The organism is Bradyrhizobium erythrophlei (assembly GCF_042430365.1).
Taxonomy (GTDB): domain Bacteria; phylum Pseudomonadota; class Alphaproteobacteria; order Rhizobiales; family Xanthobacteraceae; genus Bradyrhizobium; species Bradyrhizobium erythrophlei.
This window is the reverse complement of record NZ_JBHMET010000048.1, coordinates 1-20797: the sequence shown is the minus strand read 5'-3', so window position 1 is coordinate 20797 and position 20797 is coordinate 1. Positions and strand designations below refer to the sequence as shown.

Genomic DNA, 20797 nt, shown 5'->3' with positions numbered 1-20797 from the left:
GGCGGTGTCCAGAAACTGTGCAGGCGGATCATGGGCTTGCTGCAGCAGCACAAAGGCCGTTGATAGTTGCCGCGGCCACGTTGACAGCATTGGTGGAGCCGTGTTTCCCTCCTATCTGACATTTTAAGTCACGTCGGGAGAGACCGGCTTTTGCCGGCGCCGAAGGAGCAACCGCCCCGGAAACTCTCAGGCAAAAGGACCGCGTGACGTCTGATATCTGGAAAGAGACGCTGGGCGCTTCGGCCCCGATGCGTCCGCCGACGGGATAATACTCTCAGGCACAGCGACAGATGGGGCTTTCTGCAGGTTTCCCAGGGGAATGGGTCCCCGATGGGAACTGCGAGGGCCCTGTAATGCTAGCGAACGACAAATCCCCGCTGAAACAGACCCCTTTGCACGCGCTCCATGTGGCGCGCGGAGCCAAGATGGTGCCGTTCGCCGGCTACGACATGCCTGTGCAATATGCCGCCGGCGTGCTCAAGGAGCACCTCCACACCCGCAGCGCGGCCGGCCTGTTCGACGTCTCCCATATGGGCCAGCTCGTGCTCAAGCCCAAATCCGGCAAGATCGCCGATGCAGCCCTGGCGCTGGAAAAGCTGGTGCCGCAGGACATTGTGGGCATCGCGCCGGGACGGCAGCGTTACGCGCAGTTCACCAGCAATGACGGCGGCCTGCTCGACGACCTCATGGTCGCCAATTTCGGCGATCACCTGTTCCTGGTGGTCAACGCCGCCTGCAAGGCCGAGGATGAAGCGCACCTGCGCGCGCATCTCTCGGACACCTGTGAGATCGTGTCCCTCGCCGACCGCGCACTGATCGCGTTGCAGGGGCCGAAGTCCGAATCGGCGCTGGCGAAATTCTGTGCAGATGTCGGTTCGATGAAATTCATGGACGCCGGCCCGCGCCGCGTCGGCGACATCGACTGCTTCGTCTCGCGCTCCGGCTACACCGGCGAAGACGGCTTTGAGATCTCCGTTCCATCAGACAAGGTCGAGGCGCTGGTGACGGTGCTGCTCGACAATCCCGACGTGCTGCCGATCGGGCTCGGCGCCCGCGACAGTCTCCGCCTCGAGGCCGGGCTCTGCCTCTATGGCCACGACATCGACACCACGACGACGCCGGTCGAAGGCGCGCTGGAATGGTCGGTGCAAAAGGTCCGCCGCAGCGGCGGCGCCCGCGCCGGCGGTTTTCCGGGTGCAGACAAGATCCTCGCTCAGTTCGCGCAAGGCGCACCGCGCCGCAGGGTCGGACTGAGGCCGGACGGCCGCGCGCCGGTGCGCGAAGGCGCCGGCCTGTTCGCCGATGCGACGTCTGCCGAGCAGATCGGCAAGGTGACCTCAGGCGGCTTCGGCCCGAGCCTCAATGCACCCGTCGCGATGGGCTACCTGCCCACCGCCCTGTCCGCCGTCGGCACCACCGTATTCGCCGAAGTGCGCGGCCAGCGGCTGCCGCTCAAGGTCGCCGCCACGCCTTTCGTTCCCAATACCTACAAACGCTAGAGGACGTTTCATGACGACGCTGTACACCTCCGACCACGAATGGCTCCGCATCGAGGGTGATGTCGCAACCATCGGCATCACCGATTATGCGCAATCGCAGCTCGGCGACGTCGTGTTCGTCGAACTGCCCAAGATCGGCCGTAGCCTGAAGAAGGCCGAGGCCGCCGCCGTCGTCGAATCCGTCAAGGCGGCCTCCGACGTCTACGCGCCGATCTCCGGCGAAGTGACCGAAGTCAACGAGGCGCTCGCCGCCGAACCCGCGCTGGTCAACACCGATGCCGGCGGCAAGGCCTGGTTCTTCAAGATGAAGATTGCCGACAAGGGCGAACTGGGCGGCCTGATGGACGAGGCCGCCTACGCCGCGCACACCGCCTGAGAGAATGAACCGATTTTCGACCACACACTCACTGTCATCGCCCGGCTTGACCGGGCGACCCAGTACGCCGCGGCCCCTCGGCTCAATCGCTGACGTCCCGGCGTGCTGGATACCCCGCTTTCGCGGGGTATGACGGCGAATAATGAGGACCACGTCATGAACGCGCCCTTCAAGCCGACCAACGAAGCCGCCACCGATTTCGTCCGCCGTCACATCGGTCCCTCGCCGCGCGACATCAACGCGATGCTGGAGACGGTCGGCGCCCAGAGCCTGGGCGCATTGATGGGTGAGACGCTGCCGTTGTCGATCCGACAGCAGGCGCCGCTCGACCTCGGGCGCGCCTTGAGCGAAACCGAGGCGCTCGCGCATATGAGCGAGCTCGCCACGCAGAACCAGACCTTCACCTCGCTGATCGGCCAGGGCTATTCGGGCACCATCCTGCCCGCGGTGATCCAGCGCAACATCCTGGAGAACCCGGCCTGGTACACGGCGTATACGCCGTATCAGCCGGAAATCAGCCAGGGCCGGCTGGAAGCGCTGTTCAACTTCCAGACCATGATCTGCGATCTCACCGGGCTCGACATCGCCAATGCCTCGCTGCTCGATGAGGCGACTGCCGCGGCTGAAGCGATGGCACTCGCCGAGCGCACCTCGCAGGTGAGGACAAAATCGTTCTTCGTCGATGCCGAGGTGCATCCGCAGACGCTGGCGGTCTTACGCACCCGCGCGGAGCCGCTGGGGTGGAATCTGGTCGTCGGCGATCCCGCAACCGATCTCGACCGAGAAGACGTATTCGGCGCGTTGCTGCAATATCCTGACACGACCGGCGCGGTGCGCGATCTGCGCCCGGCGATCGCTTTTATGCGCGCTAAGGGTGCGCCCGCTATCGTCTCCGCCGACCTGCTGGCGCTGACGATATTGGCCTCGCCCGGCGAACTCGGCGCCGATATCGCAATCGGTTCGGCCCAGCGCTTTGGCGTGCCGATGGGCTATGGCGGCCCGCATGCCGCCTACATGGCGGTGCGCGATGACTTCAAGCGCGCGCTGCCCGGCCGCATCGTCGGCCTGTCGGTGGATTCGCGCGGACTGCCGGCCTACCGGCTCGCGCTGCAGACCCGCGAACAACATATCCGCCGCGAAAAGGCGACCTCGAACATCTGTACCGCGCAGGTGCTGCTCGCGGTGATCGCCTCGATGTACGCGGTGTATCACGGCCCCGAAGGCCTGACCCATATCGCACGCAGCGTGCATCGCCGCGCCACCGTGCTCGCCGCGGGCCTGCGCAAGCTCGGCTTTGCGCCGAAGAGCGAGGCGTTCTTCGATACCGTGACGGTCGAGGTCGGCGCTAAGCAGAACGATCTGGTCGCCCGCGCACTTGCGGAGCGGATCAACCTGCGCATCGGCGACGGCACGCTCGGCATCGCCGTCGACGAGACCACGACGCCCGAGATCATCGAAGCGGTGTGGCACATCTTCGGCGGCAAGCTCGCCTATGCCGATGTCGAGACGGGCGCGCGCGAGGGGCTGCCGAAGGACCTGAAGCGCGCGAGCGCCTTCCTCACCCATCCTGTGTTCAACACGCATCGCTCCGAGACCGAGCTGTTGCGCTATATGCGCAAGCTCGCCGATCGCGATCTCGCGCTCGACCGCGCCATGATCCCGCTCGGCTCCTGCACCATGAAGCTCAACGCCACCACGGAGATGATCCCGCTGACCTGGCCGGCGTTCGGCAATTTGCACCCGTTCGCGCCGGCCGATCAGGCCAAGGGCTATCACGCCCTGTTCAAGCGGCTGGAGAAATGGCTGTGCGACATCACCGGCTATGATGCAGTCTCGCTGCAGCCGAATTCCGGCGCGCAGGGCGAATATGCCGGACTTCTTGCGATTCGGGGTTATCATCTCGCGCGCGGCGAGCCGCATCGCAAGGTCTGCCTGATCCCCTCCTCCGCGCATGGCACCAATCCGGCGTCGGCCGCGATGGTCGGCATGAACGTCGTGGTGGTGGCCTGCGACGCGCGCGGCGACGTCGATGTCGAGGATCTCCGCGCCAAGGCGGAGAAGCATTCGAAGGATCTGGCCGCCGTCATGATCACCTATCCCTCGACGCACGGCGTGTTCGAGGAGCACATCAGCGAGATCTGCGATATCGTCCACAGCCATGGCGGACAGGTCTATCTCGACGGCGCCAACATGAACGCACAGGTCGGCCTCTCCCGGCCCGGCGACTACGGCGCCGACGTCAGCCATCTCAACCTGCACAAGACTTTCTGCATCCCGCATGGCGGCGGCGGCCCCGGCATGGGCCCGATCGGCGTCAAGGCGCACCTTGCGCCCTATCTGCCCGGCCATCCAGCAATCGACGGCGCGACGGTACATCGTGTGGGTCCGGTGTCGGCCGCGCCGTTCGGCTCGGCGTCGATCCTGACCATCTCCTACATCTACATTTTGATGATGGGCGGCGAGGGTCTCACCCGCGCCACCGAGATCGCGATCCTGAACGCCAACTACATCGCGGCACGGCTGCAGCCGCATTTCCCGGTGCTGTATCGCAACGTCAGGGGCCGAGTCGCGCACGAATGCATCGTCGATCCGCGGCCACTGAAGACGACGAGCGGTGTCACCGTGGACGACATTGCCAAGCGCCTAATCGACTACGGCTTCCACGCCCCGACCATGAGCTTCCCGGTCGCGGGCACGCTGATGATCGAGCCGACGGAATCGGAATCCAAGATCGAGATCGATCGCTTCTGCGATGCCATGATCGCGATCCGGAAGGAGATCGCCGAGATCGAGGCCGGCCGGTTCAAGGTCGAGGCCTCGCCGCTGCGCAACGCGCCGCACACCGTGCACGATATCGCCGACGACAACTGGGCGCGCGCCTATAGCCGGGCCGAAGGTTGCTTCCCCAACGGCGTGTCGCGATCGGACAAATATTGGAGCCCGGTCGGCCGCGTCGACAATGTCTACGGCGATCGCAATCTGGTGTGCTCGTGCCCGCCGGTCGAGGATTACGCGCAAGCCGCAGAGTAGCGATTGCGTCGTTCCGGAATCGCGCCACGCGCATCATCCGGATAATCGAAACATGGGTTGAGCCTTTCGGCTCAACCCACCATCTTCAGCGAGAACGATCGATCGTTTCGCTCGATCAGGCCCAGGCGCGATGGCCGGTCATTCGCAGGACCTGGCGGGTTGCGGGCGAGCGATATCTGACGCAGCCGTTCGCGGCAGGAGGATTCATGCGCCGGGATTTCTGGTTTCATCACCCGTTTCGCGTCCGCTATTCCGAGGTGGATGCACAGGCGGTGGTGTTCAACGCCCACTACCTGACCTACTTCGACACCGCGATCACCGAATACTTTCGCGCCCTTGACTACGATTACCTCGGCGAGGTCGCGCGGACCGGGATCGACTTTCACACCGTGAAGTCGCTCGTGGAGTACAAGGCGCCGATCCGGTTCGACGAGGAGATCGATGTATGCGTGCGCGTCGCGAGGATCGGCCGCTCCTCGATCACGCTTGCGCTTGCGATCTTCGCCAAGGCTTCCGACGACCTTCGCGCGACGGGCGAGATCATCTGGGTCGCGACCGACCAGAAAACCCACCAATCGGTCGCGGTGGCCGAGCCGTTGCGGAGGCTGATTGCGAGCCGGGAAACGGCGCTGGCGCAGGCGTAGGCCCGCTCTTGCCGCCTGCTATGGCTTCATCAGCGCAGGATGCCAGCGCCAGAGATTGTTGTTGGTGAGGTGCGTACCGCCCCACCACCGATCAATCGGGTTATAGCGGCTGAAGTCTTCCTTGTGCGCGAGAACGTTCTCGCCGAGTTCGGTCAGCGACAATCGGCTTCTCATGTAGGCGGCGTGGCGGCCCGCATGGTTCTCCTTCGCCATCCCACGCGCTCGCTCGAGACCGGCCAATGCCGGTTCTGGACCGTGCGCGAGCCCTTCGATCAGCAAGGGCATCTCGATCTCGCTGAATATGCCTGTTCCCAGCCTGCCGGGATGAGTCAGTTCGAGCGGATGGGTGTGACGACCTGCAACGAGCTCCAGCAGCCGCATTTCCGTCGCACCTAGTCCCGTCCGGTAGCCGGGAATCTCTTCCATCAAAGCGAGCAAGGCCGGTCGCAGCAGCGGCAAGGCGCTCAAATTCTTGCTGAGCAAGTCGAAGCAAGGTTGCGGTGTCGACGCCCGATATGCCTGCCAGCTGACGCGTCCGGTCTCGAGCTCGGCCGTGGTAACGTCTACCGCTGGCACGTCCTCCGGCTCAGGTATCTCGTCGGGCCGCATTATCAGCAGGTCGAATGCGATGAAACGCAATCTAAGCTTGGCTGCGGTCTCGGGATGAGCGTGGAAGAAATCGAGCAGGAAAATCAGTTCCAACTGATCGTTGGGATCCGGGTCAAACCAAAGCTCGATGACCGCGAATATCTCGCAATACTCAATGAATGAAAGGTTCTTGCGAGCCCGGACAGCAGGTGACCACCGGCCCCATGGGCTCCAATCCGACCAATGGTCTCCAGGACCCTGGTCGGCGCGCACGCCGAAATAGGCTTCGAGTTTGCTGTGGTGAAGGTAAGGCCCCCAAACGAACCGAAAGGCAAATTGAATGACGGCTTCGGCCAGACCCGAGCGCGTCAGGCTGAAACCGGACGAACTGGTCAGGATCAGACGCTTCATCGGGCTAACTCGCACAATAAATTACAAGCAATAGAAAACGAAAACGGGCGCCGAAGACGTCGGCAACTCAACGTCCTCAGCGCCCGCTCCTCGCGAAATCATGCTTCTAAACTGGGCTTACCCCTCGGCGGGCTCGTCGCCGTCGGCGTCGCGCTCGGGCGTGCCGGCGAGGATCTGCTCGGCGATCAGGCCGGAGTTCTGCCGGATCGCGGTTTCGATCTTGGCTGACATGTCGGGGTTGGCGCGCAGGAACGCCTTCGCATTCTCGCGGCCCTGGCCGAGCCGCTGGCTATCGTAGGAGAACCAGGCACCCGACTTCTCGACGAGGCCGGCCTTGACGCCGAGATCGAGGATCTCGCCCATCTTGGAGACGCCCTCGCCATACATGATGTCGAACTCGACCTGCTTGAAGGGCGGCGCCAGCTTGTTTTTGACGACCTTGACGCGAGTGGTGTTGCCGACGACCTCGTCGCGCTCCTTGATCGCGCCGATGCGGCGGATGTCGAGACGGACGGAGGCGTAGAATTTCAGCGCGTTGCCGCCGGTCGTGGTCTCCGGCGAACCGTACATCACGCCGATCTTCATGCGGATCTGGTTGATGAAGATCACCATGGTGTTGGACTTGTTGATCGAGGCGGTCAGCTTGCGCAGCGCCTGGCTCATCAGGCGCGCCTGAAGGCCCGGCAGCGCGTCGCCCATCTCGCCCTCGAGCTCGGCCTTCGGCACCAGCGCCGCAACCGAATCGACCACCAGCACGTCGACTGCGCCCGAGCGCACGAGCGTGTCGCAGATTTCCAGCGCCTGCTCACCGGTGTCGGGCTGCGAGATCAGGAGCTCGTCGATATTGACGCCGAGCTTGCGCGCATAGACCGGATCGAGCGCGTGTTCGGCGTCGATGAAGGCGCAGATGCCGCCCTTCTTCTGGCCTTCCGCCACCGTATGCAGCGCCAGCGTGGTTTTCCCTGAGGATTCCGGCCCGTAGATCTCGACGATGCGCCCCTTCGGCAGGCCGCCCACGCCGAGCGCGATATCGAGCCCGAGCGATCCCGACGACACCGTCTCGACATCCATCGAGCGGTCGTTCTTGCCGAGCTTCATCACGGAGCCCTTGCCGAACTGGCGCTCGATCTGGGAGAGCGCGGCTGAGAGGGCCTTGGACTTGTCCATGGAGGATCCTTCGACGATACGCAGGGCAGTGGCAGACATTGGGATGTGCTCCTTATGGAGTGGATTCGCTAGCGGGACAAACGGGTGATGAGGCCAATTGAAGTGCGCTGTTGATGGAAAATCGTGTACCACGTTTGTTCTATGTTCGCAATATGTTCTTTGCAGCTGCTTGGCACTGGCCTGTTTTATCCCCTAGTGGCCTAAGTTGAATTTGGGAGTGGCCTGTTTTGGTTTAAGCGAGCGGAAACCAAGGCTTGGGCCCTGTTCTCAGTAGTCCTACTGACGTGGCCTGTGAGATGTTCTCAGCGCGTTTTCTTGTGGCGCCGCTCTGGTTCCGGGTGCACACTGGTTCCACCACCGGAACCCACGGTTGCGCTCCCGCCCACGCAAGGGAAAGGAGAGTGCCATGAGACGACGCTCACAACCCCACACATTTGCCGACAATCTGAACGCGGAGAGAGCCCGCATCATAGCGGAGCTGGAAAAAACAGAGCCGGGACCTCAGCGTGAGATTCTAGAACGTAAACTGCGTCAGCTCGAAACCGCATCTAACGTAGATGAGTGGCTGACGTCGCCAGGTCTGCAACCTCCCAAAGAGTAGCCATAGCGATTCTTATGGGGCGGAAGGCTTTCACATCCGGTGCAGGATTTATTCCTGTAGCTCTCGAGTTTCCGGAAATGTTCTCTTGGCGTCTGGGGACGTTGGCCTGTTTCCGCGGCCGGTGGCCTGCTTTGACGTTAGCGGTGGCTTGATTTGAATTGCATCCGGTAGCCCTCGGCGTGCACAACTCAAGGGTGACGCTCTATTTCCGACACGAGGCAATGCAGACAGCGGATATGAAGTCGGTTCCAACAACACTCATTGCCAACAAGGCGTACGCCTCGAAGATGGACGGGAAGCCATATGGCACGCACGCCCGGACCCGGCAGGCAGCCTGCTTCAACGGCGCGTGCAGGAAAAAGAGATGATGCAAACGGGGCCGCAACGCAGGGGCCCCGATCGTGAGTGACGCAACGGGACCACGTTCGTTCCCGTTCCGAATTGATGACCCCGCAAACGTTCTGCGGCGCCCTCGTCCGCCCCTCAGGGGGTAATCAAGACCGCAAACAGGATCACAAAGAGCATCGCGGTCATCACGACGGCGGCTACGGCGCCGGCTGTGATCTTGGCCTTGTCCCGGGCGTCGTAGGGTTCCATCGCGCTCGCGGTGATCTGGAACCTGATGGGTATCACACCGTCCGCGGAACCGCGAAGGGCGGTATTGAGAGGCTCCGTAGTTCTCCGGGGCAGAACAAAGTTCCTAGCCCGAATCAACTTCAACGGGGCTCCGTTTCTCTGTAAAATCAACACATTATTAGGGAATTGTGCGGCCGGCACGCGGACCCGGGCGAGGTCGGCGGCTACTTTTTTTCCTAGTACTTTAGTACTACTCCTGAGCGCTAAGAAAAATTCGTAGCCTTCAATGGAACACTCGGGTTCCGTGAGTGTTCGCCGGAGTAAGCTGCCGGTCACGGCGCCCTTCAATTGCGACCGATCTTGAATTTCAAGCAGTCCGGGCATGGGCAACCCGGAGATGTCGTGAACGACCCGGATTCCGACCCAGGGATCCGCAACAATTCTGAAAAAAGCCAACGGGCACGGCACATCAACGCGCCGCTTAGCGAGCTTTTGTTAATATCACAACTTCTAGTTTAGAAACTTGCAGACCCACCTTCAGGTCCTCGCGGAGATTCCAGGATGATCCACAAGGGCGTCGAGTTCAGTATCACGCAGGCCGCGCCGGGCATCTGGAAGTGGCGTTTCCAGATCGGCGACAGGATTGTCACCGGCAAGACGGAAGCGAAACTCAACCTGCTGGCCATTCGTCGCGTGCAGTTGCGCATCGACCGTGAGCTGAAGAAGCTGCAACAGGACGAGGCGCGCGGACGCAATGGCGCCGGCTAGCGCAGCCAGCGGATGCCGTCATCCGCTTCTCGCCCGACGGGTGCAAGGCGTTCTCGCCGTGATGTTCGCACGGCAGCACCGGGCACTGCGACAATTCGAGGAAAAATCGATGCGCTCGCCACACGCATCGTTCGTCTGCATCTCCGCGGGAATTTGCCCGTAGAGAACCGGAATTGATCGTCTTCCGGTTTGGGAATCCACTGCTCAGCTCTGCGAGGGTTCTCAGGCAGCCATGGGCGGCCTTGATGCGCGAGGTCGTGCCATGCCCCTCTTCTTCTTCAGCGTCGAACACGACAACGGTCCGAGCATTTGCAACGACGGCGCCGAATTTTCCGACCGCGAGGCAGCCTGGAAGGAGCTGACGCGCGTCTTCAGCGAGATGGTGGTCGGCGTTTCGCGCAGGCTCGGCGAGAACAGCACCTGGAAGATGGAATTGCTGGACGCCTCGCGACGACCGATCTTCCGGATCCGGCTAGTGGCGGAAACCCTTGTCTAGTCGGCGCTGGCAAGCCGCCGCATCGTGAACTCGATGTCACCGCCGGGAAGCTCGCGCCAGCTTTCCACGGCGCTCATATAGGCTTCCTTGGGATAGCGGTTGAGGAAATCGCGCGCCCGTGCACGCGCCGCGTCGCGCGGCAGCGTAAAGGTCTCGCGCAGATAGCCGTCGTGCGGCCTGCGCCGCTCGGCCATGCGGCTCGCGAGATCCCGCGGGCGAAACACCATTGTCGCAACTCCGGACCACCTGACGACCACCCCAATATAGGGCGGGCGGCGGGGGAATCCGAGTCCGCGCGGTGCGGCTGGGAGGAAAAGCCGGAGCTACTGGCTGTGCTGCGCGGTGCTGCCGGTCTTGGTCTTCGGCTTGGCAGGCGTCGCGGCCTTTGGCGCGTCGCTGCGCACGGTGCCCCAGGGATCCGACGAGGTCTTGGCATCGGGAATCTTCTTCAATGATTCCTTGTAGGCCTTGTCCTTGATGGCGTCCTGCTCCTTCTCTTCCTGGGTCTTGGTCGGCACTTCCGGCATCAGGTTGACGTTGGGCATTTGCGCATAGGCCGGCACCGTCAACAGCACCGCAACCGCCACCGCGGTCAGAACTCTCATGAGGGCACTCCCTTGCATTTTCGTCAGCGGTATATCACCGCAAAAACGGCACCGCCAAGCGCGGTTGCCGGCGATCTAGAGATGGTCTGACTTGCAGGATTTCGGCCCTTGCACCCAGTCGTCCCAGATCGGGCCGCATTTGGTGCAGCCATTGAGCGCGAGCCCGATCGCGATCACGCTGCCAAGCATCACCAGTCTGCGGAACATGAACGGCCCCATCCCCCTGACGAGGGGCCAATAGGGCCTCAAGACTGGGGCATTTTCAAGCCGGAAACCCCATGCACTGTGCACCGCGTCATGGCCTGACGGCCACCATCTCAGGTGGTTTGACCGGACGGCTGCTCAAACTACAGTGCGCGGCAAAGCAAGAAGGGAATCGACTTAAATGACTTTGCCGATGAGCTGGGACGAATGGGCGCAACATGACGGAACGGCGCTCGCCGCGCGCGTCAGGAAGGGCGAACTCAGCCCTGCCGAATTGGCGGCGCAGGCGGCCGCCGGCGTGGCCAAGGTCGATCCCGCGCTTTCCGGCGTGGTCGAATTGTTCGACGACGTGATCGCCGATCCGGCGAAGGACGGCGCCGACCTCGACGGTCCGTTTGCCGGGCTGCCCTTCCTGATGAAGGATCTCGGCCCGACCATGCAGGGTCGCCTGCAGGAAATGGGCTCGCTGATGATGCGCGGCAATCGCGCCGCGGCCGATACGTTCCTCACCACGAAGATGCGCAAGGCCGGGCTCAACCTGATCGGCCGCACCACGACGCCGGAATTCGGCGTCTGCAGCTCGGCCGAAAACCCCGCGGTCTATGTCACGCGCAACCCCTGGAACACCGACTACACCACGTGCGGCTCGTCGGCCGGCAGTGCGGCGATGGTCGCCGCCGGCGTGGTCCCGATCGCGCACGCGACCGATGGCGGCGGCTCGATCCGCATTCCCGCAGGCGTCAACGGCAATATCGGGCTTAAGGTGTCGCGCGGCGTGTTCTCGCTGTCGCCGCATCTGTCCGACCTCTCCGGGCTAGTCTCGATCCAGGGCTGCCAATCGCGCTCGGTGCGCGACACCGCCGCCTTCGTCGACGCCTGCCGCGGACCGGCGCCCGGCGAATTCATGCCGTTCTGGACACCGCCGGAGCCCTTTACGGCGACGATCGCGCGCGATCCTGCCCGGCTTAGAATCGCGCTGTCGCACCAATGGGGCGACTATCGCGCCACGCCGCACATCGCTGCCGAGCTCAAGAAGGTCGGGAGCTTCCTCGAGGGCCTTGGCCATCATGTCGACTACGCCCTGCCCGCGATCGACTATCAGGAAGCCTTCGCGGCCCAGACCACCTGCTACATCAGCAATTTTGCCGTCGTGATCGGCAACATGCTCGCCGCGCGCGGCCTCGAGCGGCCGCCGGCGGACCTGATCGAGCCGATCAACATCCGGATCTGGGAGCATGGACGGCACACCAGCTTTGCCGATCGCGCCCGCATGCAGGCGGTGTTCAACACCACCTCACGCGGCTTCGGCGCCTTCTTCGAGGATTGGGACATCATCCTGACACCGATCACGGCGCTACCGACGCCGAAGATCGGTACCACGGAATATCTCACGATCAGCGACAACCCGTCGGTGCTGGACTGGTTCGGCAATCTCTGGCGCAACTTCGCCTTCACGCCGCTCGCCAACCTCTGCGGCATCCCGGCGATCTCGCTGCCGCTTGCAACCAACGAGCACGGCCTGCCGCTCGGCATCCAGGCGATCGCGAAGCAGGCTAATGACGCGCTGCTGTTGCAGCTGGCCGCCCAGATCGAGCGCGCGATCGGCGGCAAATGGAACAGCGGCAAGACGCCGGGCGTGCATGTGACGCGCGCCTCACAGTAAACGATCTAAGCAACGTGTCAGAGAGGAAGCAAACCGCCATGCAGCAGCAAGCCGGAGAGTTCGGGATCGAGGACGCGCGGCGTGTGCTCGGCGACGTCTTTGCGCCGTGGGTGCAGGATCTCAACCTGTCGATCGAGCAGTTCGACTTCGCGCCTCCGCCTGGTAATGCCGCCGACTGGCAGCCCGGTGCAATCCTGCGCATGCCGTTTTCCGAACGGCTCTGCCGCAGCGGCGGCATCGTCTGCGGCCAGGCGCTGATGGCGTTCGCGGATACCGCGATGGTGCTGGCCAATCTCGCGGCCAACAAGGGCTATCGTCCGATGACGACGGTCGACCAGACTACGCATTTCATGCGTGCGGCGATGGCATCAGACGTGCTCGCCGATGCGCGCGTGGTCCGGCTTGGCCGCACGATGAGCTTCGGCCGCGTGACGCTTCTCGCCGCCACCGACAACAAGCCGGTGGCGATGGTCTCGAGCGCGTTCGCGATGTTGCCGGGCTAGGACCGTGGTCCGTCGGGGCAACACACCGGCACAAGCGGCCTACTTGCCGAGCACCGCCTCGGCCGCGTTGACGATGCTGATGCTCGGATTCTTCCCGCAATAGGTGCCGAACTTCTTGGCGTTCTCGACGAACACGTCGGTGTCGATGATCGCCTCGTCGGAATCGCCCTTGTACCAGCCGTCCATCCAGGTCAGCACCAGCTTGATCGTGTCGTCGCCGCTATCGAGGAACTGCTTGCAGGTCATGGTCGAGAGATCGAGGACGGCGGCGTTGGCCGGCGCGGACGCCAGTGCCAGCATGCCGGCAAGCAGGATCGAGGCAGTGATCTTCATGAGTATCTCCCAAGAACAAATTTTGTCGAAGAATGAACAGGCCGTGGGAAACGCCATGCGATGCGCCGTCCCGCGCGAAGTCGTAGTCGAGATGCCGCGAACCGCGCAAGCGCGGTGCGGATGAGATTCAGCTCTGTGTCACTTCGGTGCGCGGATTGAGAAGTCGCACGTCCAAAACTTGACGCATCGGCTCTCGATTAGTCAGAACCGACGCTTCAGGCCACCTTCAGCCGACGACGCCGTCGCCAGCGCCACATCAGCGTGACGAGCGCGATCACGACAAGGCCGGCCGCGATCGCCTTGCTGACTAAGCGCCCGCCGGGGCGATCGACGATGCGCGACGCCAGCGACGGAGCCTCGCCCTGGCGGGCCAAACGGAACGCCACCACACTGTCGCCGATCGAGGTGCCGCCTTCGGAATGGCCACCGGCGCCGATCGCGACATACTGCTCGTCCTTCCAGAGATAGGTCATCGGATTGGCCACGCCCGGCACCGGCAGCCGGCCCTGCCACAGCTCCCGGCCCGACTTCGCATCGAACGCGCGCAAATACGCATCCATCGCGCCGGTGAAGACGAGCCCGCCTCCGGTGATCGCAACGCCGTTGACCAGCGGCGTGCCCCAAGAGAGTGCGATGCCAAGCGGCGCGAGATCCTCGCTGGTGCCGACCGTCGAATGCCAGAGGATCTTTCCCGCCTTGAGATCGACCGCCACCATCTCGCCCCAGGGCGGCTTGTTGCACAGCATTCCAAACGGCGACATCGCAACCGCGCGCGACATCGCGAAGGGCGCGCCTTCCTGCCGGCCGAAATCATGGCCCGCGGGCGGATTGAAGCCCTTGGCCTCCTCCCGCGGGATCAGCTTGATGATGTGTATGGCGTGGCTGGTGTTGGCGTAGAGGACCTGGTTCACCGGATCGAACGCTGCGCTGCCCCAGTTCACGCCGCCGCCGGTCATCGGATAAACCACCGTTCCCTGCGTCGATGGCGGCGTATAGAGACCTTCGTTGCGGGACGCGCCGAGCAATCGCTCGCAGACCGAGCGGCCAAAGCTCGGGACCATCTTGAAGACATCGTCAGCCGTGATGCGCTGCGGCATCAGCGGCGGCACGTGGGTCGGAAACGGCTGTGTCGGCGACAGCTGTTCGCCCTCCGCGCCGTTCTGCGGCACCGCCCGCTCCTCCACCGGCCACACCGGCTTGCCGGTGTCGCGATCGACCACGAACACAAAGCCCTGCTTGGTCGGCTGGATCACGACGTCGCGCATGCCCGCGCCGGTATCGATCCGCGCCAGCGTCGGCTGCGCCGGCAGGTCGTAGTCCCAGACGTCGTGATGCACGGTCTGAAACGACCACGCCAAGTCGCCGGTCTCGATGCGCAACGCCACCACGGAGTTGGCGTGCGCGTTGTTGCCCGGCCGCTTGCCGCCCCAGAAGTCAGGGCTCGGCGACGTCGTCGGCAGGAACACCAGCCCGCGCTCCTCATCGACCGACATCGGCGCCCAGACATTGGTGTGGCCGGCGCTGATGCCGTCGTGGATCAGGGGATAGAAGCGCCAGAGCGGCTGTCCGCTTCGCGCGTCGAAGGCACGCACGGCGCCGAGCGGAGCCTCGACCCGCCGATTGTCTGCCATCGCCGAGCCCACCACGATGACGCCACGGGCAATCACCGGAGCCGAGGTGATCTGGAATTCGCCGGGCCATTCCAGCTTCATTCCGGGATCGATCTTGATCTCGCCGCCGCTGCCGAAGTCTGCGCATGGTGTGCCGGTCTTCGCATCCAGCGCGATCACACGGACGTCGTTGGTGCCGGTGACAATGCGCGACCGGCAGGCAGCGCCCTCGGGCGCGCGCTCGTCGACCCAATAGGCGACGCCGCGGCAGACATAGCGATTGGCCGGGCGTTGCGCGGTGCTGATCTTGGGGTCGTAGCGCCATTTCTGCGCGCCGGTGCCGGGATCGAGCGCGATCACCTCGTTGAACGGCGAACAGAAGATCAGGCTGTCCTCGACGAACAGCGGCGTGGTCTCGAACTTGGTACGCTTCATCACCTCGGGCGCGCGGGTGTCGAGATCGCCGGTGCGGAATTCCCACGCCCGCACCAGGCTGCCGACATTGTCCGATGTGATCTGCTTCATCGGCGAGTAGCGCAATCCGCCGCGGTCACCACCCCAATGCTCCCAGGCAAGCGCGGGCGTCGCACACAGCAGCACAGCAGCCAGGCGAAACAGGAATCGCATCGCGTCCTCCGGCCGATGCGATCCTTCCAGACTCTGCCGCATCTCGGGCGGGTAACGATTTACGCCATCAGCGCGTCAGTATCCACCCCGGTCAGTATCGCCTGTCAGTAGCCCCTGCGCCCCTGCCAGTGGTCGCGGCCGCCATAGCCGCCACCGCCACCGCCGATGCCAATCCCGATTCCGATGCCGATCGGTGGTCCGGCGGGCTCGTAGACGACGGCGGGAGGCGGACGGCGCACCACGACGACCTCCTCGTCGACGACACGGCCCCGCGGCGGCGCGCTCGCGCGGCGGGGCCGATCGGGCTCGGCGCGCTTCTTCGCAGGAACGTCGGCCTTCTTCTGCTGGGTCGGCGCGACGTTGCACGGACAGGTCGGCGCCGCCAGCGCGACATTGGTCGCCGGCAGCGCGTTGTCGGGCCGGTTGCGCAGCCGATCGACCATCTTGCGCGCTGTCGCCGTGAGATCGCTGTCGGGATACTGCACGAGGAAGGCGCGATAGGCCGCCGCGGTATTGACGAGAACCGCACTGCTCCACGCCACCATGCGGCGATGGCGGTCGAGCCGGTCGCGCGCCTGCAGGCCGCGCGGCGTGCCGGCGTAGAGCGCGACGAACGCCTCATAGGCTTCATCGGTGCCGTCGACCACGATCAATTCATGCGCCGCGTCGACCGGCTTGCCCTGCAAGTCGCGCTTCCACTCGTCCACCGTGCGCTTGGTCGCGGCCAGTTTGGGCGCGGCCGGGGTTGCCGGCGCGCTGCCTGCCGCGAAGCGGAAGTCCTCGGTGAGCGAAGAACTGTCCCACGGCGTCTGCCGCCCGTCGGTTGCCTTGTTCACGGCAAGGCGGACGCGCTTGAAGGTGTCCTCGATCGCTATCCCCGGCTCCCTGGCCGAAGCCAGCAGCGCCGTCGTGTACGGGCTGTTGGCGCCGCTGCCGTCTTCGGCTTCCGCCCCCGGCGAGGTCGAGAACGACACGAAAGTGCCGGGCGCCCCGACCTTGGCGTCGATGATGGCAAGCCCATGGCCCGCGGTCCTGTTGAGTTCTGGGAACGGGTTGTTGCGGCAGGCATCGAGCAGCAGGATGCGCATCCGGCTCGGCACCGAGGTCAGCGTATTCAGGACGTCATTGAGACGGACCGCCTGGATCGGGATGTCGGCCTCGCGCTTCGGGTCGACGTCAACAGGCACCAGGTAATTCTCGCCGTCGATTTGCAGGCCGTGGCCTGCATAGAACACCAGCGCCACCGTGTCTGTGCCCTTGGCCGCCACCTGCCCCGCGAAGTCGCTGATCCTCTCCCGCAACTGGTCCTGCGACAGGTCCGACGCCGATGTGACGGTGAATCCGGACTCGGTCAGCAATTGTGACATCGCCCTGGCGTCATTGGCGGGATTGGGCAGCGCCGGAACCGACTTATAGGCCGACTGTCCGATGACCAGCGCGAGGCGGTTCTCGGCCGAGGCCGGGTCGCAACCGATGAGGATCGAAGCAGGAACAAGCAGGCTGAGGAGCGCGCGGCGAAGCATGGCAACCTCCCGACAATGGGCATCAAGAATAAGTCGGGAGACTTCAACCGAAGGTTCATGCCGACGCGTCAGTCTGAAGCGCCGCCGACAGCGGATTCAATGATTTGAATTGTCGCAGGGATCGGACCTTGCGGGACCGGACCTATTTCGGCTTCTTGGCAGGCTCCGCGGGCTTGGTGATGCTCCACGGATCGTATTTTTCCTTCGGGGCAGGAATGCGCTCAAGTGCAGCCTTGTAGGCCTTCTCGTCGACCTGCGGTTTCTTCTCGGTCTTTTTGTCCTCCGCGGGCCCGCGCCGTCCCTGCGCCAGGGTCGGGGTCGCGATCAGCGCCAGAATGATGGCAGCGATCGTGAAGCTTCTCATACCAATCCTCTCCTCGCGGGCCGCAGAAATATTCAGCAACACCGTGACGCCGGAGGATAGCCTGCCTATCAGTTTTTGTTGATCGGCAAATCGCAACGGGCCGTACGAAATTTTGCACCGCCGGGGGCGCAATCATGGCGGCGGTACCCTAGATTGCGCGCATGGGACAGGGACGTGTCTGCGTTGTAGCGCTGCTGCTGAGCGGCGCAGGGGTGTTGGGTGGCTGCGGACTGGCCGATGTTCGCGCGCCGGTGCCGGAGTTCATGCGCGCCAAGGCATCCGAGCCGCCGCCGCTCGAAACGCCGCCTGACGTGAAACAGCTGGTCGGCGCGAAGCTGGATTCGGTGTTCACCTCGGGCTCGCAGCCCACCCATGTGCAGGTCTCGACCCCGCTGCACGATCCACGCGGCCCCGGCTGGACGGCCTGTGTGCGCGCCGAGCTGACATCGGTGATCGGCAAGCCGCTTGGCACGCAGACCTACCGCATCTTTATCACCGAGGGTGTGATCTCCGATCGCCGGCATATCGAGACCGACGACAATTGCCTCACGGAAAATTACGAACCGATTTGATCGCGCGCATGTTCCATGCGGAACTGCCGGGAACCCTCGGAACGAATGCTGTCGCAAGGATTTGACCCGCGGGCAGTATCCGCACGAGGAGGTGGAATGATGAGAACCATTGCGATCGCACTTTTGGCTGGTGTGGGCGCTCTGGCCGCAAGCAGCGCGGCCAAAGCGTCGGACTTCTACACCACCACCGAATATGCGAACCCCGATCTGGTGCAGCAGGTCCGCCTGATCTGCGACGAGGATGGGCGCTGCTATCGCACCCGCGGCGACCGCCGCGTCATCGTGCGCGAGTCCTACGGTTACTACCAGCCGCGCGAGCGCTACATCGAGCGCCGCACCTATCGCGACTGGGATGACGGCCCGCGCGCCGGTATCGGCTTCCGCGCGCCCGGCGTCAGCGTAGGCGTCGGCGTCGACAACGATCGCTGGTAGCAGACCAGCCCGTAGCGACAGGCCGCCGAACCCGGTTCGGCGGCCTTGTTTTGTGTTCGGGTGATCCAAGACGGCGCCCGACCGCGACCGCAGGGCCATGCTCAACAGGCCGTTAACATTACCGCTCAAATTGCCGCCCGAGGTCACCGGCATTGTCCATCTCTTTCCGCTAGCGTCGTGGTGCGATGGATGCAGGCCGCTCAAGGCGCCCGCTTGCGCGATCGCGAACGGGGATGGGACGTGGCCGATATTGCTGACCGGACGGTGATCCGTGCATCGATCAAGGATGCCACACCGGCGCGCGCCGATGCACTGCCGCCGCTCGCGGACATCCCTGTCGGCCAATGGCGCGCGCTTGCCGATCGCGCTACTGAGGCCAATGGATACTACCAGGCGGACTGGGAATTGGCGGTCAATGCGTCCGCCCGCGGCCGCACCGGCGTCTCCGCGCTCAGCGCCGTCAACGAGGCCGGGCAACTGATCGGCCTGCTGCCGGTGATTGCGCTGCGACGCGCGCACCGAATTCCCCTGCCTGCTCTGGTCGGCGCCGAACCCTACGGCACATTGTGCACGCCTCTGCTCGATCGCGACGCAGCGGAAGACGCCGCGGCCATCATGCTGAGGCAGGCGCGAAAGGCCGGCGCGCATGCGCTGATCCTGCCCATGATGTCGCTGCAGGGTCCTGCCATGGCCGCGATCGAAGCGGCGCTGCGGCGCGACGGGCTACGCCCGCGCGGGCTGGGCGCCTATGAGCGCGCCGCGCTGGACGCGACGCGCGACGCCGACGAATTGCTGCGCGACGCACTCGGCGCCAAGAAGCTGAAGGAGCTGCGCCGCCTGCGCCACCGCCTCGCCGAACACGGCGCGGTGCGCTTCGATGTCGCACGCAGCCCACGCGATGTTGCCGTCGCGCTCAAGACCTTCCTCGCACTCGAAGCCGGCGGCTGGAAGGGCAAGCGCGGCACCGCGCTCGGCCAGCACGCCGGAGACGCCGCGTTCATCCGCCGCGCCACGGCCGCGATGGCGGACGCGGGCGGTTGCGAGATCGTGACGCTCCATGCCGGCGCGACGCCGGTCGCGGCCGGCATCGTCGTGCGCCACCAGGACCGCGCCTTCTTTTTCAAGATCGGCATCGACGAGCGCTTCGCAAAGTATTCGCCGGGCGTGCAGCTCACGCTCGATTTGACGCGGCACCTCTGCGCCGACCCCGCGATCGCCTCGGCCGACTCCACCGCGGCTCCCGGCCATCCGATGATCGATCCGATCTGGCGCGCACGCTTTGCCATCGGCGACGTGCTGATCCCGCTGCGGCGGCACGATCCGCTGGTGCCGGCGATCCACGCCGCCCTCACCTTGCATCGCCTGGCATGGGAGGGCGCACGCGGCGTCGTGCATGCCATCAGGAGGCGTCGCCCGACATCCGGCTGACTGCCGCTCGGTCTACTTTAGCGGCGAGTGCGGCGCCGGCAGCATGATGGTCGAGTGCATCTCCTCGAGCAGCGGCGTACCCTTGCCCAAGAATTCCTGCCAGGCCGGATCCTTCAACGCGTTGCCGCGCGCCTCGGTGCGGGCATTGAGGCTCGGATAGGCCCAGATGTGGCAGACCTCGTTCGGCTGCCCCGTCTCGGTCTGCCAGAGGCCCACGATCTTCGAATATTTCTCGCGAGCGGGCAGCACGCCCGTGAACAGGTCGAGCCATTGTCGGACGCCGCCGAGCGGCCTGGCGCGATAGTTGCGGAATTCATAGATGTTGCCGCTCGTCGCCGGCGCAACCGGCGGGATGATGGCGTTGAGCAGGCGGACGTCCTGGTGCACCAGAAACGGGCGGATCGCCGGAATGTACTCGCCGGTCCAGCGCGGGTTCCTGGCGAGCTCGGCACGCAGCCGTGTGCGTTCGTTCAGGTCGGCGTAGCTCCACATGTGCATGACCTGATTGAGCGGACCGATCTCGGTGATCCAGTAACCCTCGAGCTTGCCGAAATTGTCGGCGCGGATATCGCGCGACAGCGTGCTCGCCGCCTTCACCATCTCGCCGACGGTGCCGGGGCGGACCGTGTAGGTCCGCAGCTCATAGATCATGGCTCACTTCCTTCCAAATTTTCTTGCGGGATGCTTTTCACACGACGACGACGCAGACCACGACACCCTAGGTGGTGTGGACTCTAAGGATTCCCTTTTAGGAGCAAATCAGATTCAAGGCTGCTT

The 20797-nt window shown here is 64.3% G+C and carries 22 protein-coding genes and 1 riboswitch; of the genes, 11 read left to right on the top strand and 11 right to left on the bottom strand.

Features of this window, described 5'->3' with window-relative positions:
• Window positions 1–123 precede the first annotated feature (123 nt).
• A riboswitch (glycine riboswitch) is annotated at window positions 124–212 on the top strand.
• Between the two features lie 141 nt (window positions 213–353).
• The 4 genes from gcvT to ACFFWD_RS07395 all read left to right on the top strand — a co-directional run bounded on the left by gcvT (window position 354) and on the right by ACFFWD_RS07395 (window position 5549).
• Window positions 354–1499 (top strand): glycine cleavage system aminomethyltransferase GcvT, encoded by a 1146-nt coding sequence (gene gcvT, locus ACFFWD_RS07410; RefSeq protein WP_376962996.1) that lies wholly within the window; start codon window positions 354–356, stop codon window positions 1497–1499.
• Between the two features lie 10 nt (window positions 1500–1509).
• A complete protein-coding gene (gene gcvH / locus ACFFWD_RS07405; protein WP_376962993.1) occupies window positions 1510–1875 on the top strand; it encodes a glycine cleavage system protein GcvH in 366 nt (121 codons plus the stop codon).
• 156 nt (window positions 1876–2031) lie between these two features.
• Window positions 2032–4905: an aminomethyl-transferring glycine dehydrogenase gene (gene gcvP / locus ACFFWD_RS07400; protein ID WP_376962990.1), complete on the top strand. Its 2874-nt coding sequence runs from the start codon at window positions 2032–2034 to the stop codon at window positions 4903–4905.
• Window positions 4906–5111: 206 nt separating this feature from the next.
• On the top strand, window positions 5112–5549 hold the full coding sequence (locus ACFFWD_RS07395) for an acyl-CoA thioesterase (RefSeq protein ID WP_376962987.1): 438 nt from the start codon (window positions 5112–5114) through the stop codon (window positions 5547–5549).
• An 18-nt stretch (window positions 5550–5567) separates the two neighbouring features.
• Here ACFFWD_RS07395 and ACFFWD_RS07390 read toward each other — a convergent pair whose 3' ends face one another.
• The 3 genes from ACFFWD_RS07390 to ACFFWD_RS07380 all read right to left on the bottom strand — a co-directional run bounded on the left by ACFFWD_RS07390 (window position 5568) and on the right by ACFFWD_RS07380 (window position 9276).
• On the bottom strand, window positions 5568–6548 hold the full coding sequence (locus ACFFWD_RS07390; RefSeq protein ID WP_376962984.1) for a hypothetical protein: 981 nt from the start codon (window positions 6546–6548) through the stop codon (window positions 5568–5570).
• Between the two features lie 117 nt (window positions 6549–6665).
• Window positions 6666–7754 carry a recombinase RecA gene (gene recA, locus ACFFWD_RS07385; RefSeq protein ID WP_376962981.1) on the bottom strand — a complete coding sequence of 363 codons (1089 nt, stop codon included), beginning with the start codon at window positions 7752–7754 and terminating at the stop codon, window positions 6666–6668.
• A gap of 1045 nt (window positions 7755–8799) precedes the next feature.
• Window positions 8800–9276 carry a hypothetical protein gene (locus tag ACFFWD_RS07380; protein WP_376962979.1) on the bottom strand — a complete coding sequence of 159 codons (477 nt, stop codon included), beginning with the start codon at window positions 9274–9276 and terminating at the stop codon, window positions 8800–8802.
• 177 nt (window positions 9277–9453) lie between these two features.
• Here ACFFWD_RS07380 and ACFFWD_RS07375 point away from each other — a divergent pair, with 177 nt between their 5' ends.
• Both ACFFWD_RS07375 and ACFFWD_RS07370 read left to right on the top strand, forming a co-directional pair.
• Window positions 9454–9660 carry a hypothetical protein gene (locus ACFFWD_RS07375; protein ID WP_376962976.1) on the top strand — a complete coding sequence of 69 codons (207 nt, stop codon included), beginning with the start codon at window positions 9454–9456 and terminating at the stop codon, window positions 9658–9660.
• Window positions 9661–9922: 262 nt separating this feature from the next.
• Window positions 9923–10156, top strand: a complete 234-nt coding sequence (locus tag ACFFWD_RS07370; protein ID WP_376962973.1) for a DUF6894 family protein — start codon at window positions 9923–9925, stop codon at window positions 10154–10156.
• Here the strand turns inward: ACFFWD_RS07370 and ACFFWD_RS07365 are convergent.
• The 3 genes from ACFFWD_RS07365 to ACFFWD_RS07355 form a co-directional block, all read right to left on the bottom strand.
• Window positions 10153–10383: a hypothetical protein gene (locus tag ACFFWD_RS07365; protein WP_376962970.1), complete on the bottom strand. Its 231-nt coding sequence runs from the start codon at window positions 10381–10383 to the stop codon at window positions 10153–10155. The two genes, ACFFWD_RS07370 and ACFFWD_RS07365, sit on opposite strands and share 4 nt — an antisense overlap.
• A gap of 96 nt (window positions 10384–10479) precedes the next feature.
• Entirely contained in the window at window positions 10480–10761 is a 282-nt protein-coding gene (locus ACFFWD_RS07360) for a hypothetical protein (RefSeq protein ID WP_376962967.1), read from the bottom strand.
• 75 nt (window positions 10762–10836) lie between these two features.
• Window positions 10837–10968 carry a peptidylprolyl isomerase gene (locus ACFFWD_RS07355; RefSeq protein WP_376962964.1) on the bottom strand — a complete coding sequence of 44 codons (132 nt, stop codon included), beginning with the start codon at window positions 10966–10968 and terminating at the stop codon, window positions 10837–10839.
• Between the two features lie 178 nt (window positions 10969–11146).
• Between ACFFWD_RS07355 and ACFFWD_RS07350 the strand changes: the two genes are divergently transcribed.
• Together ACFFWD_RS07350 and ACFFWD_RS07345 are read left to right on the top strand one after the other, a co-directional pair.
• Complete coding sequence (locus ACFFWD_RS07350; RefSeq protein WP_376962960.1) at window positions 11147–12628, top strand: amidase; 1482 nt, start codon at window positions 11147–11149, stop codon at window positions 12626–12628.
• 38 nt (window positions 12629–12666) lie between these two features.
• Window positions 12667–13131 (top strand): PaaI family thioesterase, encoded by a 465-nt coding sequence (locus ACFFWD_RS07345; protein ID WP_376962957.1) that lies wholly within the window; start codon window positions 12667–12669, stop codon window positions 13129–13131.
• Window positions 13132–13170: 39 nt separating this feature from the next.
• Here the strand turns inward: ACFFWD_RS07345 and ACFFWD_RS07340 are convergent, their stop codons facing one another.
• From ACFFWD_RS07340 to ACFFWD_RS07325, 4 genes are all read right to left on the bottom strand, one after another.
• The gene (locus ACFFWD_RS07340; protein ID WP_376962954.1) at window positions 13171–13464 is read right to left on the bottom strand and encodes an HdeA/HdeB family chaperone; all 294 of its coding nucleotides are present in this window, start codon (window positions 13462–13464) and stop codon (window positions 13171–13173) included.
• A 215-nt stretch (window positions 13465–13679) separates the two neighbouring features.
• The gene (locus tag ACFFWD_RS07335; protein WP_376962952.1) at window positions 13680–15701 is read right to left on the bottom strand and encodes a pyrroloquinoline quinone-dependent dehydrogenase; all 2022 of its coding nucleotides are present in this window, start codon (window positions 15699–15701) and stop codon (window positions 13680–13682) included.
• A 104-nt stretch (window positions 15702–15805) separates the two neighbouring features.
• On the bottom strand, window positions 15806–17224 hold the full coding sequence (locus ACFFWD_RS07330) for a caspase family protein (RefSeq protein WP_376962950.1): 1419 nt from the start codon (window positions 17222–17224) through the stop codon (window positions 15806–15808).
• Window positions 17225–17366: 142 nt separating this feature from the next.
• A complete protein-coding gene (locus tag ACFFWD_RS07325; RefSeq protein ID WP_376962948.1) occupies window positions 17367–17588 on the bottom strand; it encodes a hypothetical protein in 222 nt (73 codons plus the stop codon).
• A gap of 161 nt (window positions 17589–17749) precedes the next feature.
• Between ACFFWD_RS07325 and ACFFWD_RS07320 the strand changes: the two genes are divergently transcribed.
• The 3 genes from ACFFWD_RS07320 (at window position 17750) to ACFFWD_RS07310 (ending at window position 20020) form a co-directional block, all read left to right on the top strand.
• Entirely contained in the window at window positions 17750–18160 is a 411-nt protein-coding gene (locus tag ACFFWD_RS07320; protein ID WP_376962945.1) for a hypothetical protein, read from the top strand.
• Between the two features lie 96 nt (window positions 18161–18256).
• Complete coding sequence (locus ACFFWD_RS07315) at window positions 18257–18592, top strand: hypothetical protein (RefSeq protein ID WP_376962943.1); 336 nt, start codon at window positions 18257–18259, stop codon at window positions 18590–18592.
• Window positions 18593–18832: 240 nt separating this feature from the next.
• On the top strand, window positions 18833–20020 hold the full coding sequence (locus tag ACFFWD_RS07310) for a GNAT family N-acetyltransferase (RefSeq protein ID WP_376962940.1): 1188 nt from the start codon (window positions 18833–18835) through the stop codon (window positions 20018–20020).
• Between the two features lie 12 nt (window positions 20021–20032).
• On the opposite strand, the gene ACFFWD_RS07305 is transcribed toward ACFFWD_RS07310, so the two are convergent.
• Window positions 20033–20671, bottom strand: coding sequence for an NIPSNAP family protein (locus ACFFWD_RS07305; RefSeq protein ID WP_376962938.1), 639 nt, complete (start codon window positions 20669–20671; stop codon window positions 20033–20035).
• Between the last annotated feature and the right edge of the window lie 126 nt (window positions 20672–20797).